Origin of the sequence: Pseudomonas sp. AU11447 (assembly GCF_001672555.2) — a bacterium.
Lineage (GTDB): Bacteria > Pseudomonadota > Gammaproteobacteria > Pseudomonadales > Pseudomonadaceae > Pseudomonas > Pseudomonas nitroreducens.
Genome location: NZ_LZDG02000020.1, coordinates 1 through 13974, shown reverse-complemented (window position 1 = coordinate 13974; position 13974 = coordinate 1). Strand labels below are relative to the sequence as shown.

15 protein-coding genes and 1 pseudogene are annotated in these 13974 nt (G+C 55.9%); 3 read left to right on the top strand and 13 right to left on the bottom strand.

From position 1 onward, the window contains the following. Position 1 precedes the first annotated feature (1 nt). Entirely contained in the window at positions 2-808 is an 807-nt protein-coding gene (ppk2, locus tag A6723_RS04990; RefSeq protein ID WP_019486719.1) for a polyphosphate kinase 2, read from the top strand. 238 nt (positions 809-1046) lie between these two features. Here ppk2 and A6723_RS31110 read toward each other — a convergent pair whose 3' ends face one another. The 6 genes from A6723_RS31110 to A6723_RS04965 form a co-directional block, all read right to left on the bottom strand. After that, the gene (locus A6723_RS31110; RefSeq protein WP_079744283.1) at positions 1047-1253 is read right to left on the bottom strand and encodes a co-regulatory protein PtrA N-terminal domain-containing protein; all 207 of its coding nucleotides are present in this window, start codon (positions 1251-1253) and stop codon (positions 1047-1049) included. A gap of 355 nt (positions 1254-1608) precedes the next feature. Then, complete coding sequence (copD, locus tag A6723_RS04985; protein ID WP_054906864.1) at positions 1609-2547, bottom strand: copper homeostasis membrane protein CopD; 939 nt, start codon at positions 2545-2547, stop codon at positions 1609-1611. Between the two features lie 3 nt (positions 2548-2550). Next, positions 2551-2937 carry a copper homeostasis periplasmic binding protein CopC gene (copC, locus tag A6723_RS04980; protein WP_054906865.1) on the bottom strand — a complete coding sequence of 129 codons (387 nt, stop codon included), beginning with the start codon at positions 2935-2937 and terminating at the stop codon, positions 2551-2553. A 73-nt stretch (positions 2938-3010) separates the two neighbouring features. Further along, positions 3011-3892 (bottom strand): copper resistance protein B, encoded by an 882-nt coding sequence (locus A6723_RS04975; RefSeq protein WP_256233608.1) that lies wholly within the window; start codon positions 3890-3892, stop codon positions 3011-3013. A gap of 63 nt (positions 3893-3955) precedes the next feature. Beyond that, positions 3956-5740, bottom strand: coding sequence for a copper resistance system multicopper oxidase (locus A6723_RS04970; protein ID WP_054906867.1), 1785 nt, complete (start codon positions 5738-5740; stop codon positions 3956-3958). A 292-nt stretch (positions 5741-6032) separates the two neighbouring features. Next, positions 6033-6578, bottom strand: coding sequence for a plastocyanin/azurin family copper-binding protein (locus tag A6723_RS04965; RefSeq protein WP_054906868.1), 546 nt, complete (start codon positions 6576-6578; stop codon positions 6033-6035). A 336-nt stretch (positions 6579-6914) separates the two neighbouring features. Between A6723_RS04965 and A6723_RS04960 the strand changes: the two genes are divergently transcribed. Then, complete coding sequence (locus A6723_RS04960; protein ID WP_054906869.1) at positions 6915-7598, top strand: heavy metal response regulator transcription factor; 684 nt, start codon at positions 6915-6917, stop codon at positions 7596-7598. After that, positions 7595-8968 carry a heavy metal sensor histidine kinase gene (locus tag A6723_RS04955; protein WP_054906870.1) on the top strand — a complete coding sequence of 458 codons (1374 nt, stop codon included), beginning with the start codon at positions 7595-7597 and terminating at the stop codon, positions 8966-8968. Before A6723_RS04960 ends, A6723_RS04955 begins: the two co-directional genes overlap by 4 nt. A gap of 69 nt (positions 8969-9037) precedes the next feature. On the opposite strand, the gene A6723_RS04950 is transcribed toward A6723_RS04955, so the two are convergent. The 7 genes and pseudogenes from A6723_RS04950 to A6723_RS31635 all read right to left on the bottom strand — a co-directional run. After that, positions 9038-9484 (bottom strand): DUF411 domain-containing protein, encoded by a 447-nt coding sequence (locus tag A6723_RS04950; protein ID WP_225617246.1) that lies wholly within the window; start codon positions 9482-9484, stop codon positions 9038-9040. Positions 9485-9496: 12 nt separating this feature from the next. Continuing rightward, entirely contained in the window at positions 9497-9766 is a 270-nt protein-coding gene (locus tag A6723_RS04945; RefSeq protein WP_054906872.1) for a heavy-metal-associated domain-containing protein, read from the bottom strand. A gap of 107 nt (positions 9767-9873) precedes the next feature. Then, positions 9874-12219, bottom strand: coding sequence for a heavy metal translocating P-type ATPase (locus A6723_RS04940; RefSeq protein ID WP_225617148.1), 2346 nt, complete (start codon positions 12217-12219; stop codon positions 9874-9876). 3 nt (positions 12220-12222) lie between these two features. Next, complete coding sequence (locus A6723_RS04935) at positions 12223-12462, bottom strand: DUF2933 domain-containing protein (RefSeq protein ID WP_054906874.1); 240 nt, start codon at positions 12460-12462, stop codon at positions 12223-12225. Positions 12463-12538: 76 nt separating this feature from the next. Then, positions 12539-12994: a hypothetical protein gene (locus A6723_RS04930; protein ID WP_054906875.1), complete on the bottom strand. Its 456-nt coding sequence runs from the start codon at positions 12992-12994 to the stop codon at positions 12539-12541. 433 nt (positions 12995-13427) lie between these two features. Then, positions 13428-13760, bottom strand: coding sequence for a DUF2933 domain-containing protein (locus A6723_RS32555; protein ID WP_371914041.1), 333 nt, complete (start codon positions 13758-13760; stop codon positions 13428-13430). 71 nt (positions 13761-13831) lie between these two features. After that, positions 13832-13974, bottom strand: a pseudogene (locus A6723_RS31635) (IS30 family transposase); the annotation flags it as partial.

Sequence of the window (13974 nt, the reverse complement as noted above, 5' to 3'; positions counted from 1 at the left end):
CATGAAAGCGAAAGCGCGCAATCAACGGGAAAAAAAAGCGGCCAGCGTCCTCTCGGTAGACGAGTATGAGCAGGAGCTGCGTCTTCTTCAGATTGAGTTGGTAAAGCTGCAGCGGCATTTCCTCTGCTGTTGCAGCGAAAAGATTTTGGTCATTTTTGAGGGGCGTGATGCTTCAGGAAAGGATGGGACCATCAAGCGCATCGTTGAGCATCTCAGTCCACGGGATACGCGTGTAGTCGCACTTGGGAAGCCGTCAGATCGAGACCGCGGTGCCTGGTACTTTCAGCGCTATGTTGCGGAGCTTCCCACTACAAGCGAGCTCACCCTGTTCAACCGTAGTTGGTACAACCGAGCGGGTGTGGAACACGTTATGGGCTTCTGTACCGATGAGGAGTACGAGGAGTTCTTGTCGAGTGTTTCGGAATTTGAAGGCATGCTTGTGCGCTCGGGGATTCACTTGGTCAAGTATTACCTCGACATTTCCAAGGATGAGCAGAAGCGCCGTCTTGAGTCGCGCCGCAGCGATCCCTTGAAGCAGTGGAAGGTCAGCCCTATCGATGAAAGGGCTGTGAGTCTGTGGAAGAAGTACAGCAAGGCTCGAAACGAAATGTTCGCTCGCAGTAACGATGTGGTGCCTTGGAGTGTCGTACGGGCAAATGAAAAGCGCGTTGCAAGACTGAATGTCATTAAAGACTTGCTAAGCCGTTTACATTACGCCGAAAAGGATAAAAGTCTTGTCCAGCCCAATCCGCAGATTGTGTTCCCCTATGCAGAAGCGCACCTTGTTAGTGGAGCGATAGCAAAGTGAAGTTGGGGCTATGCAGAAGGCCAGGCGAAAACTCATGCTCAATAGGTGTCCGCGCCACTCTACGAGCGGCGCGCACGCGGAAAGAGTCCGAACGTTCGTCGAGGATGCTAAGGTCAAAAATCGCGCCTAATGACAAGCGACCAGTCTCTCGGTTGAGATTGAGCCCCATCAGACAGGGCGGGCCCTACATTTCTCTTGGTAGCAGTCGGGTTACTTGATCATCCCGCGACAGAATTGCTTAGCACTTTTCGTGCTTGATTGCGCTTCTCTGTAACTCCGCTGCAGGCGCACTGCCATCCGATTTTTGAGCCACAAGAGTCGCTCCAGAAGAAGTCTGTCGAGCCAGTTCCATTTTGGCAAAGGTTCGATCGCCGCCACTTTCAGCCATTGCCAGGGAAGAAGCGGCCAGAGTAGCGATTGCGAAAATAACTTTCAGAGGTTTCATGTATTGCATCCTTATGGGAACAGTGGGTCTATAGCACTTGAGCAGCATGCTCAAGTGAATACTACCTAGACGATCCTGATATAAGGATGAGCCGAAAATTACATTCCAGTAATTTTTAACTACTTTGCTGTGAGCGGGTTACACAGTGGCGCGTGCCTTTCCGGCTCACAAAGTTTGGTGAGAATTGGCTGGGGTCGCAATTTTCTTGAGATGGCATCCTGCCTGAAATAGGCGACAGGATGGTATTGACCGATTGCCGGGCAAAAAAAGTTTATACGAAGAGAAAGCTGACGTTAGATAGACCACTGCCAGTAAACAGAATAAGAAGAATAGTCTGCTACTGGCAGTATCTATGTCACTCGACTGCCATATCCATTTCAGGACTCAGTGTCCCGAGCCAAGCAACGAGACTGACAATGGCAATCGCCACAGCAAACTCCAGAACGATGCTACGTCGCAGTGCGCTAATAGCCGGGGCATAACGCCCCGTCTCTAAGGAGCGATCAAGCAGCGGGCTGAGGCGAAAGCGGTTCGCCGCGGCGAGGACTAACATGCCTCCAAAGAGCGCGATCTTTAGCGCTAGCAATGAGCCGTAAGTGCTCTTCATCACACCGCTGATCTCTGGACCAACAATGAGTACGTAGTTGGCAATACCGGTGATGGCCAAGCTGGCGACGATCAACGCCCCTGCTGACTCGAAACCAGTCAACGTCCGAGACAGTAAGCGCAGATGCTGCTCCCCATCAAGTTTCTTGGAGCGGAGCAACAACACGAACGCCACCAATGCGCCAAGCCAGCCGCCAGCACCGAGAAGATGGGTGATGTCGCTGGTAAAATGTACATAGCGCAAGAGACCTTCATCCATGGCGCCATGCCCAGTCCAGGCCAAGGTAGCGAGCGCTATGGCGCCCAATGCGGAAGTCAGGACCAGACTCAAAGTGGGTGCGCGCTTGCTGAAAATCGCGGCCACCGCAGCCAGCAGCAGGGCCGCGACTCTAACCATCCAGGTCAAACCCACATCGGTGCCGGTCAAGATCATCTGCAGAATATGGTGGTGTAGTTCGGAAAAACTGGAAACACCACTCATTACCTTTGCCATCTGCAGCATTGCTGCCACAGATAGCAAGATGCCGATCAAGGCGGCCCACAGCAATATCGACTCAAAGTTGAAGACTGCCCCGCTAATCCGCTCTTGTCCCTTGAGGCTGTAAAGCCCGAACAACGCCAGACCGAAAAGCATAATCAAGTCGATATACAGGGCGAAACGTAGAGCGATAGTGACGGGGTCGCCCATGGCTTACTTCACCTTGAAGGTTACAGCGCCAGTAATCGGATGCGTATCAGAGGACACGGCTCGCCATTGGACTTTATAAGTTCCGGTGGTAAGAGGAGCTGCAGGCGTGATCAGCATGACGGTCGGATCAGCACTACCCGAGACAGCAGCTTTTACGCCCATGGGGGACGACATGGCCATACCGGGCATTTCTGTCATGACGATCTTGGCACCTGAGAGCTGCGTCAACAGCTTCTCCGAGAAGTGCAGTTCGATCTTGGCCGGCGCCGCGACAGTGCTCCCCTCAGCAGGAGAGGAGGAAAGCAGTTTCGGGTGTGCCTGGACAGCCGCACTCAGCAACATTCCGGCGCCGAGCGCAGCTACAGCAATGAGAGCTTTAAATTTTTGCATGCAAGACTCCTCGCGGCATAGACCGCTACGTTTATTTATCTATTGAGGTACGACGAGTGCAGCGGATGGTCGGTTAGAACCACATACGTACGCCGACGACCAGACGCGTATCGTTAGAGTCCGCGCCCTCTTCGCTGGCGTAGTCCGCTGTTTTTCCGTAGAGGTGATTCCAGGTGACGCCTATGTATGGCGCGAACTCTCGGTAGACCTCATAACGAAGCCGCATCCCGACTTCTGAATCTGAGATGCCTGACCCCGTGCCGCGCCGCGGGTCATTCTGGCCGTAGAGGTTCACTTCAGCTGTCGGCTGCAGGATCAAGCGATTGGTCAAGAGGATGTCGTAGTCTCCCTTGAGTCTCAGTGCGCTTTGACCGCCTTCTCCCAAGAATGCGGTGGCCTGGGTTTCGAAGTCATACAGAGCCAAGCCTTGGATGCCGACGGCGGCCCAGGTTTGCGGAGAGCCAGGTTTGAAGTCCTGCCGCACGCCGCCGACCACATCCCACCAAGGACCGACTGAGTGTCCCCATAGGGCCTGCAACTCGGCCTTCTCAGTAACACCATTGAGCCGCTCTCCTTCAGAGCGCAACCAGAGGCGATCGACATTGCCGCCGACCCATCCGTTCGCCTCCCAACTGAGGGCGCTGCCTTGATTTGCGTCCTGCCACTCCAACTGATCGATGACGAACAGTGAGTTCAGTGCTTGCCCACCCATGTGATGGTCCATGCCGCCCTTGTACACAGCAGCACGGTCAGCATCGGTTAGCACAGGGATTGGCGTGCGGCTTTCCGTCGGTGCAGCGGGCTGCATCCCCTGCATATCGGAGTAGTCCCCATCCTGCATCTGCGAATGATCCATTCCCTGCATTTGAGAGTGGTCCATCCCCTCCATCTGGGAGCCATCCATGCCCTGCATCGGCTCTTCAGCACGGACGCCAGCCAAAGGAAGCAAACTCATTCCAAGGATCGCAAGGCCGGCCAAAACGGGGTAGCGAGTCTGTTCAAAGTCCATGCTCTTCTCCTATTCCTGCACTCGCACTTCACGAAACATACCCAGCTCCATGTGATACATCAGGTGGCAGTGATAAGCCCACCGACCGAGCGCATCGGCCGTTACGCGATAACTGCGCTTTGACCCCGGGGGCATGTCGATGGTGTGCTTTCTCACCATGAAGTTGCCCTGCTCATCCTCCAAATCACTCCACATGCCATGCAAATGGATGGGGTGCGTCATCATGGTGTCATTAACCAGGGTGATCCGAACTCGCTCTCCGTACTTGAGGAGGAGCGGCTTGGCATCGGCGAATTCAATACCATCAAACGACCAGGAGAACTTCTCCATGTGGCCGGTCAGGTGTAACTCAATGGTGCGAGATGGGACCCGCCCATCAGGATCGTCAAAGGTGCTCTTGAGATCGGCATAGGTCAGCACCCGACGACCATTGTTGCGCAAGCCGATACCGGGATCGCTGAGCTTCGCTGTTGGGCTCATGGTCTGCATATCGACCAAGGGGTTGTTGGCTTCCGACGCTGGATGGGACTGCATTGCTGCGCCCATTCCCAGCATCTCGCTGTGGCCCGGGTTAGACATATCCATGCCAGCCATGTCGCCATGGCTCATGCCGGACATGTCCATGCCTGCCATGCTGCCGTGATCCATGCCGGACATATCCATGCCTTCCATGCCGCCCATCCCCATATCGTCCATGGTGATTTGTGGGCGTGGGTCCAGTGTCGGCACTGGGGCGCTGATCCCTTCCTTGATAGCCAGGGTGCCTCGGGCGTAGCCAGTACGATCCATGGATTGGGCAAAGATGGTGTATGCGGCCTGGTCTGTCGGCTCGACGATGACGTCATAGGTTTCAGCAACAGCCATGCGCAGCTCATCGACACTGACTGGTTGGATCGGCTGGCCGTCAGCCGCCACGACCGTCATCTTCAGTCCTGGGATTCGAACATCGAAGTAGGTCATTGCAGAGGCATTGATGAAGCGCAGTCGGATCTTCTCTCCGGGCTTAAAGATACCCGTCCAATTGGTATCGGGCGCATGGCCGTTCACGAGATAGGTATAGGTATAACCACTGACATCAGCGAGATCGGTAGGGCTCATCTTCATTTCAGCCCACATCTTGCGGTCGGCGATAGTCTTCGACCAACCCTTCTCGCTTACATCATCAATGAAATCCCCGACAGTGCGCTTATGGAAGTTATAGTAACCGGAATCCTTTTTCAGTTTGGCAAGGACGCGAGCGGGATTCTCATCCGACCAGTCGCTTAGCATAACGACATAATCACGATCACAAGAAAACTTCTCCGGCTCTTTGGGGTCGATGATTAAAGGACCGTAAACACCAACCTGTTCTTGGAAGCCAGAGTGGCTATGGTACCAGTAGGTGCCGTGCTGCTTGACCTTAAACTTATATTCGTACATGCCATCAGGAGCAATCCCCTGGAAGCTTAGGCCCGGAACGCCATCCATGTTGGTTGGAAGAATAATTCCGTGCCAATGAATGGAAGTCTCTTCTTTCAGGCGGTTGCGAACGCGTATCGTAATGGTATCCCCTTCGCGCCAACGCAATGTTGGCCCCGGAAGCGATCCGTTGATAGTCATTGCTGTACGAACTGCTCCAGTCAGGTTTACTGGAGTCTCACCAATGAACAGGTCAAATTCCGTACCAGCAAGTACCGTCGGTTGCGTCGGGCTAGAAAGAGCCCAAACTGGCGTACGCCACAAACCAAGCCCGCCGAGAATACCTGTCGCAGCAAGGCCCTTAACGAAAGTCCGTCTTGACGTTTTATTCTGCATTCCGCTACGACCCTGCCAGGAGAAATCAAACAATCCAATTTATAGAGCGATTTTTGAGCTGATCTTCAAGTGTGTCTCATGTCACCCATGACGACCTGCAGCTCAGATGTCATTGATAAATTTGCCATATTTAGGCAGTTGCAATGATTACATTTCTGTAAGGGTTTGCCCCTGTCGCTGCCGGTCTGGCCTGTGGAATCGATGGCCGCTTGCTACCAGCAGCTGTTGCTAGCCGTTTGAGACTGCGCCTTTACGCCAGCGGCTCTAGTGTCGCGAGAGGCTCTGATTTCATCTAGTTAATGGCAACCTGTCCTACCATCCCTTTCTGGTAATGCCCAGGGATGTTGCAGGCAAATTGCAGGCCAGAGGCCTTGCTAAAGGTCCAAACCAGTTCTTTGGTCTGACCTGGCTCAATCAGGACGCTGTTGGCATCACTGTGGTTCATGCTTGGCATTTTCATGTCATGCATGTCACCTTCCATGCCAGCCATGTCATGGTCGGCATCGTTAACTTTCATTGCGGTGAGATAACCACTCTTAAACATCTCAACCATTTCCTTCTGATGCGCTAAGTGCGCCGCTGAGGTGCCCAGGTTGAATTCATGAAGCACCAGCCCCTCATTTTTCAAAACAAATCGGACAGTCTCGCCATCTTTCACGTCAATACGAGACGGCTCGAAGTAAAGGTCACCAATCTTGACTTCGATCGTTCGATCTGCCTTTTCCGGCGCGCCACGATGTCCGAAGTCGAAATTAGCGGCTTTCTCACTAGCCATCGAAACTGCCGACAGGGCCAATAAAGAAATACAAACTATTAGATTCGAAAATTTGGCTTTCATAGAACACCTCTCAAACGAATCGTTAATTAAAATACAAATACAGTTAAATCTAAAATCATGAAGGTTGCATCAGCGCTTGAGCGACGGCACTGGTTGCTAAAAAAACGGCGCCGGATTGGCGCCGCTTGGCCAAAGGAGCCTTAAGGGGATCTCGCCAATCGTCGCAGCTCACCTGCTTAGATGGCCCCAGACGATGACTCGCTCTAGCAGTCATCTAAACCTTAGCGCTACCTTCCTTACCCTCGGCTTATGCTCAGATTACATTTTTGTCAGTATCTGGTTGGTGGCGGCCAGTAGCGGCACACTCCCAGCATTGTTCAGCCATGAGTCAGAAAAATGAGACTTCTTGTCGCGGAAGACGAACCCAAGATTGGCTTGTACCTGCAGCAAGGACTGAGTGAGGCCAGCTTCAATGTTGACTTGGTCAGCTCAGGCACTGATGCGCTCCAGCATGCCCTCGGCGAGTCGTACGACCTGCTCATCCTGGACGTCATGATGCCTGGCCTAACCGGATGGGAGGTGCTGCGCATGGTGCGGGCCGCTGGAAAGGAGGTTCCGGTGTTATTCCTGACTGCTCGCGATGGCGTGGATGATCGCGTCAAGGGGCTTGAGCTGGGCGCCGATGATTACCTGGTCAAGCCGTTTGCCTTTGCCGAACTCTTGGCGCGTGTACGCACGTTGTTGCGGCGCGCAACCGGGACGCCGGCCCAAATGACCTTGAAAATTGCCAATCTCGAGGTGGACCTCCTCAAGCGCCGGGCGATGCGCGCTGGCGCGCGGATAGACCTGACCGCCAAGGAGTTCTCGCTGCTTGAACTGCTGATGCGGAGGCGCGGAGAGGTTCTGCCGAAATCGCTGATTGCCTCTCAGGTATGGGACATGAACTTCGATAGCGATACGAACGTTATCGAGGTGGCGGTGCGGCGGCTTCGGGCCAAGATCGATGATGATTTTGAGCCCAAGCTGATCCATACGGTTAGAGGCATGGGGTACATGCTCGAAGAGCCCGAGGAGCAATGAAACGACTATCTCTAACTGCGCGCATGAGCTTGATGTTCATGCTTGCGGTGGTGTCCGTTTTAATCATTACCGGAGTTGGCTTCAGTGAGCTCAGTCGCCGGCATTTCTGGACGCAGGATCAGCAGACGATCAGCGAGAAGCTCGATTCTGTTCAGCAAATTCTCGTGGCATCGAATGCGAGCCAGGCGAACAGCCACATTGCGTTGGAGTTGAACGCTCTACTTGGCGCGCACCATGAACTGGAAGCGGTGATTACCACCACTGACGGTAAAGTCCTCTTTTCAGATTCAAACATTATGGATTTACCAGCTGAGTTTTCGCAGGTAAACGCCAACATGTGGGAGTGGGAGCATGATGGTCGACTGTACAGGGGCATGACTGCGCGGGTTGGGCCGCCGTCTGGACCTCAGTCGGCAAAAGCAATCCTGGTATTGGACGTCACCAGTCATGCACACTTTTTCATGACGCTAGAGCGTTGGTTCTGGATAGGCCTAGCCATCAGCGCAATTGCCAGTGGTGCCTTAGGAGTCGTGGTTGTCAGGAGTGGATTGCGACCAATTCGCCAGGTAACTTCGGTAGCAGCATCGATGTCCGCAAAGTCCCTGAAAGAGCGCATTCCACTGGCTCCAGTCCCCGCTGAGCTTCAAGAATTGGTAAGTTCTTTCAATGACATGCTGTCTAGGCTAGACGATTCGTTTGTGCGTCTCTCCAATTTCTCGGCTGACATTGCCCATGAGCTCCGCACCCCGATCACAACGCTGCTCACGCATACTGAGGTGATTCTCAGCAAGAAACGCCATATTGAGGACTATGAGGAAAATCTCTATTCCAATCTTGACAGCCTGAATCACATGTCACGAATGATTGATGACATGCTCTTCCTAGCTAAGTCTGACAATGGCCTTATCAGGCCTAATACTGCAAAAATTCATCTCGATGAAGTTATTCTAAAGCTCTTCGAATACTACAGCCTGCTTACAGAGGAACGTGGCATCGAGCTTCGCCTTAACGGCAGAGCGTGTATTCAAGGCGATAGTCTGATGCTGCATCGAGCAATATCCAATCTGTTATCGAATGCGGTTCGTTACACGCCAGCGGGTGCAGCAATCGACGTGACTATAGAGAGTCGTGCTGATGCCGTGACGCTTTCCGTGATTAACCCCGGCGATACAATTCCCGCCGAGCACCTGAAGAAGCTATTCGATCGCTTTTACCGCGCAGACCCCGCGCGCCGCGAGGGAGATTCGCATAACGCAGGCCTTGGCCTAGCGATTTCACGCTCCATCGTCGAGGCCCACCACGGGCGCATCTGGTGCACCTCGACAGAGGGTTTGACAGCGTTCCACTTGGAGTTTCCGTATCGTACTTAATGGTGCGCGGTCCCTTTTAAACGGCGCGTCTTATTGAGCTCAAGGCGCGCCTGTCGGAGTCCCTCGCGGTTATTGGGTCGCCGGATAGTCAGCGATAACCTCATCGGTTCCATCACGAGTCAGGCCGATCACTTGGTAGGCCTGCCGGGCCTGGCCCATCTCCATACCGGGTGAGCCGGCGGGCATGCCCGGAGCGGCAATGCCGACCAGTTCCGGATGCTTCTCCAGCTCGCGGATCTGCGCTACCGGAACATGTCCCTCGACGAACTTCCCGCCGATCACCGCGGTGTGGCAGGAGGACAGCCGCGGCGCCACGCCAAGGCGCTGCTTGAGCGCGCTCATGTTCGGTTCGACGTGGTCGTTAACGCTGAAGCCATTAGCCTCCAGGTACTTGATCCAGTTCTTGCAGCAACCGCAGTTGGGATCGCGGTAGACGTCGATAGATGTGGAGGCCTGGGCGAAGGACGCCACGAGCAGGCCGGCCAGAGCCGTCAGATGAAGTGCCTTGCGCATGATGCTTTCTCCCTCTCAGTGGCAGCCACAGGAACTGCCGCCGCAGCCACGGGCCTTGGTGCCTTGCGGAGCCTGGACCGAGGCCTCGACCTTGGCCGGATAACCGGCCTCCTGCAGGGCGGCCGTCAGCGCCTGGGCGTCGGCGTTGCCGCTGACGCGCACCCGGCCCGTCGCGAGGTCGACCGACACCTCGGTAACCCCCGCGACCGGCGCCAGTGCGGCATTCACATGGCGAACACAAGAAGCGCAGCTCATACCTTCAACGCTCAGATCGACGAATTTCATCGTGGTGACTCCTCAACTAGAAAACCAACCTTCCCCGGGACTTCATCTGAGCCTCTTCGGGGCCTGAAACCATGCTCGACCTTGACATCGTGGCAAGGTCAAGCCCGCTACACACGGCCATCAATCGAGACGCTACGCAGGCGCAAGGCGTTAAAGACGACCGATGCCGAACTCACGCTCATGGCCAAAGCCGCAATAATCGGGGACAGCAGGTGTCCGGTCAGCGGATAGAACAACCCGGCGGCCAGCGGTATGCCCATGGCGTTGTAGGCGAAGGCGAAGGCCAGGTTTTGGTGCATGTTGCGCACCGTTGCCATGGACAAGTTGCGCGCGCGGAGGATGCCCAGTAGGTCGCCTTTGACCAGGGTGACTTGGGCGCTGTTCATCGCTACGTCGGTCCCGGTACCCATGGCGATGCCCACATCGGCCCTCGCCAGGGCGGGTGCATCGTTGATGCCGTCGCCGGCCATGGCCACACGATGTCCGGCCGCTTGCAGATTGGCAGCCAAACGCTCCTTATCCTGTGGTTTGACCTCGCCGTGCACTTCCTCGATCCCCAATTGGCGAGCCACCGAGCGAGCGGTGGTCGGACCGTCGCCGGTGGCCATGATGACCCTGACTCCGACGTCTTGCAGGTATTGCACTGCTTCTTTGGAGGTCGGCTTGATCGGGTCTGCGACCGCCAGTAATCCGGCCAGGGTGCCGTCCAGCGCCAGATACATGATGCTCGCACCTTCGCTGCGCAACTGCTCAGCCCGCGCCTGCAGGGCCTCACAGGACACGCCGGCGTCGGCCAGCAGCGCGGTGTTACCCAGCAACAGATGCCGCCCGTCAACCCGGCCGCGCACGCCAATCCCCGACGCGCTCTCGAACTCTTCCGCGTCGCTCAACGCCAGGCTCCGCGTCCGAGCCTGCTCGACGATGGCCTGAGCCAGGGGATGCTCGCTGCCTTGGTCCAGGCTGGCGGCCAGGCGCAGTACCTCGTCAGCGCTGAAGCCGGCTGCTGCCTCGACGCTCTGGAAGGCGGGACGGCCTTCGGTGAGGGTGCCGGTCTTGTCGACGATCAGCGTATCGATCTTGCGTAAATTCTCGATGGCCGCCGCGTCACGGAACAACACCCCACTACCAGCAGCTTTGCCCGTGGCGACCATCACCGACATGGGCGTCGCCAGACCAAGGGCGCAAGGGCAGGCAATAATCAGCACTGCCACCGCGTTGATCAGGCCAAATACCCAACTGGGCTGCGGCCCCCATATTCCCCAGCCAACCAGGGTGAGGACAGCGATAGCAATCACGACCATCACAAAGTAGCCGGCAATCACATCGGCCAGGCGCTGCATCGGCGCCTTCGAGCGCTGCGCCTGCACGACCATCTGCACGATCTGCGCAAGCATGGTTGCTGAGCCGACCTTCTCCGCCTGCATCACCAAGCTGCCGTGGGTGTTCAAGGTGGCGCCGATGAGCGTGTCGTTTACCTGTTTCAGCACCGGCAAGGGTTCGCCAGTCAGCATGGACTCATCGACGGCGCTTTCGCCCTGCACGACCACGCCATCAACCGGGATCTTCTCGCCGGGGCGCACGCGCAGTCGGTCGCCCGGATGCACATTGCTCAGTGGAATGTCTTCTTCGCTGCCATCGGCGTTAATGCGGCGGGCTGTCTTCGGTGCTAAACCGAGCAGCGATTTGATGGCAGCCGAAGTTTGTGAGCGCGCCTTGAGTTCGAGCATCTGGCCCAGCAGGGTCAGCGAGATGATGACCGCGGCTGCCTCGAAATAGACACCAACTCGCCCTTCCATCATGAAGGTTGTCGGGAACACTGAAGGCACGAGAGTGGCCACGACACTGTAGAGATAGGCGGCGGCTGTGCCGAGGCCGATCAGCGTCCACATGTTGGGGCTGCGCTGGATGACCGAGCGTACCCCTCGAACGTAAAACGGCCACCCCGCCCAGAGCACGACCGGGCTGGCAATCGCCAGCTCGACCCAGTTCTGCGCAGCGCCATGGAACAGGTTCAAGGCATGTCCGCCCATGGCCAGCAAGGTGACGACGACGGTCAGCGGCAGGGTCCACCAGAAGCGCCGGGAGAAGTCCCTAAGTTCGGGGTTCTCCTCCTGCTCCAGCTCCGGTAGCACCGGCTCCAGTGTCATGCCGCACTTAGGGCAGGTCCCTGGGCCGAGCTGACGAATCTCGGGATGCATCGGACAGGTGTACCAAACCTCGGCTGCCGCTTCAGGAGCATTCGTCGACGGGACTTGTGCAGTCGCGCTATAGCGCTCAGGCGCGGCCTGGAACTTCGCCCGACACTTGTCGCTGCAGAACAGCCAGGTCTTTCCCGCGAACTCCATGCGATGAGGGCTGGCCGGACTGATCGCCATGCCACAAACCGGGTCCTTCGCTTCGGATGACGCCGCACCAGTCGGTGGCGCCTGGTGCAAGTGTTGATGACTGTGCATGAGTCAGCCTTTGTCGTCGTCCTTGGGGATGTTTTCTGCGCCGTGATGATGGCCTTGCCCGCCGTGGTGGTGACCGAATAGGTGCATCAGCGGGCACAGCAACAAAATCGCGTACGGCAATAGCAGGGAGATGTGGGCGAAGTGTTCACGAGCGAAGTAGAAGAGCGCGATGACCAGCAGCATACCCAGGGCGATGCCGGGTCTGCTTCGCCAGAAGGATGCCGGTGGCAGACTGAGGTTCATGAGTATTTACCAGGGCCGAGTGGGATGCCACGGCGCAGCTTGGACACGGTGTAGCCCGCCAGGCCGCGCCGAACGATTACTGCGCGGGCTTCTGGGTCGGCGGCTGCATGGGCATTCCCTGCATCGGCATACCTTGCATGCCCGATCCTTGGCCCATCATTCCCGCCTGTTGGTCCATCATCTGCATCATCGTGCCCATCATCTTCGAGTCCATCATCTGCATGTGCTGTCCCATGCCCGCTCCGCCGCAGCCCTTCTGCATCATGCCAAGACCCTCCCGCATAGCTTTCATACCCTCTTGCATGGCTGATTGCCGCTCCTCCGGGGTCTTGGCTGCGGCGATCTTGTCGTGAATGGCCTGCATCTTCTTGACCTGCTCAGCCATAGCTTTGTCTTGGGCAGTAGCTGTCTCGCTCTTAGTCGTTGCAGAGGCTGCAGCATTTTGGTCCGGATGGTGTTCGTCGGTAGCCGAGGCGATCAGTGGGCTGCTGATCAGCATAGCGGCAATCAGTGATTTAACGTGCATATGCATAAAATCCTCCAGATTAATCTGGTTCATAGTGAGCCTTAGACTGATAGTCACCGTGACCTCTCGCTACCACAGCATGATAGCCATACGAGACAAAGTTCCTGATTAGTGAGCGGCGTCGTAGTTGATGAGATTCTTAGTAAAGCTACCAATTGTGCACGTAGTTAAAAATTGATTTGAATCAAACGACTAGGAGATGGATCTTCAAACTCTGCATTCACTGTTAATTGCAAGTCACCTAGCCCTCGACAGCCTGGCAGCCGGAAAATAACTTAAGCGCATAGCTATCCCAATACGCTAGCGCCTCTTCCTGTTAGAAAGCTTAAGCAGAAATTACAATAATGTAATTCTTATGCAAGGTTGTGCCGTTCGCGTGGGGCTCGACTCGCAAAAACCGGTGGCATCACTACACAATTGGCGCCAAGGAACGGTAGTTTCACGGTCTTCGCTCTTGCGATTGATCTTGCTGTCGGGGCGCCTGCTGTTGCTCTTCACGTGCGTTGCTGTGCCTATGACCACCACAACCACCGTGGGCGCCATGCTCATCACGGCTTCCACTTACATGTCCTGCATGCTCTCCATGACCATGTCCGCCATGCATCAGCAGGTGCATTAAGGGGCAGGCCAACAACAACAAAAATGGGAGGTAGGGTACGACGTGGGCCTGATGCTCGGTGATCAGGAAATAGCCGGCGATGGCAAGAAATCCGAGAAAGAACCAATTGGCACGGCCTGCGTTGCGAAATCGACTATCGAATCGGGGCATGATATGCGCTCCCTTATGATTAACTCGTAGGCGGTTGTAGGGTGGGGCTACTTCCGCATCAATTGGGCCTGAATTCAACACATAAGTGCAACGCTCACCCCTGTATGCACTTCGTACGGCGTCTTCCAGCCCAAGCGCTTGCGCGGGCGTAGATTGATCCTCGCTACTGTCCGATTGACGACTTCGACGGTCAGCTTGCTGAATTCGCTGCCCTTGG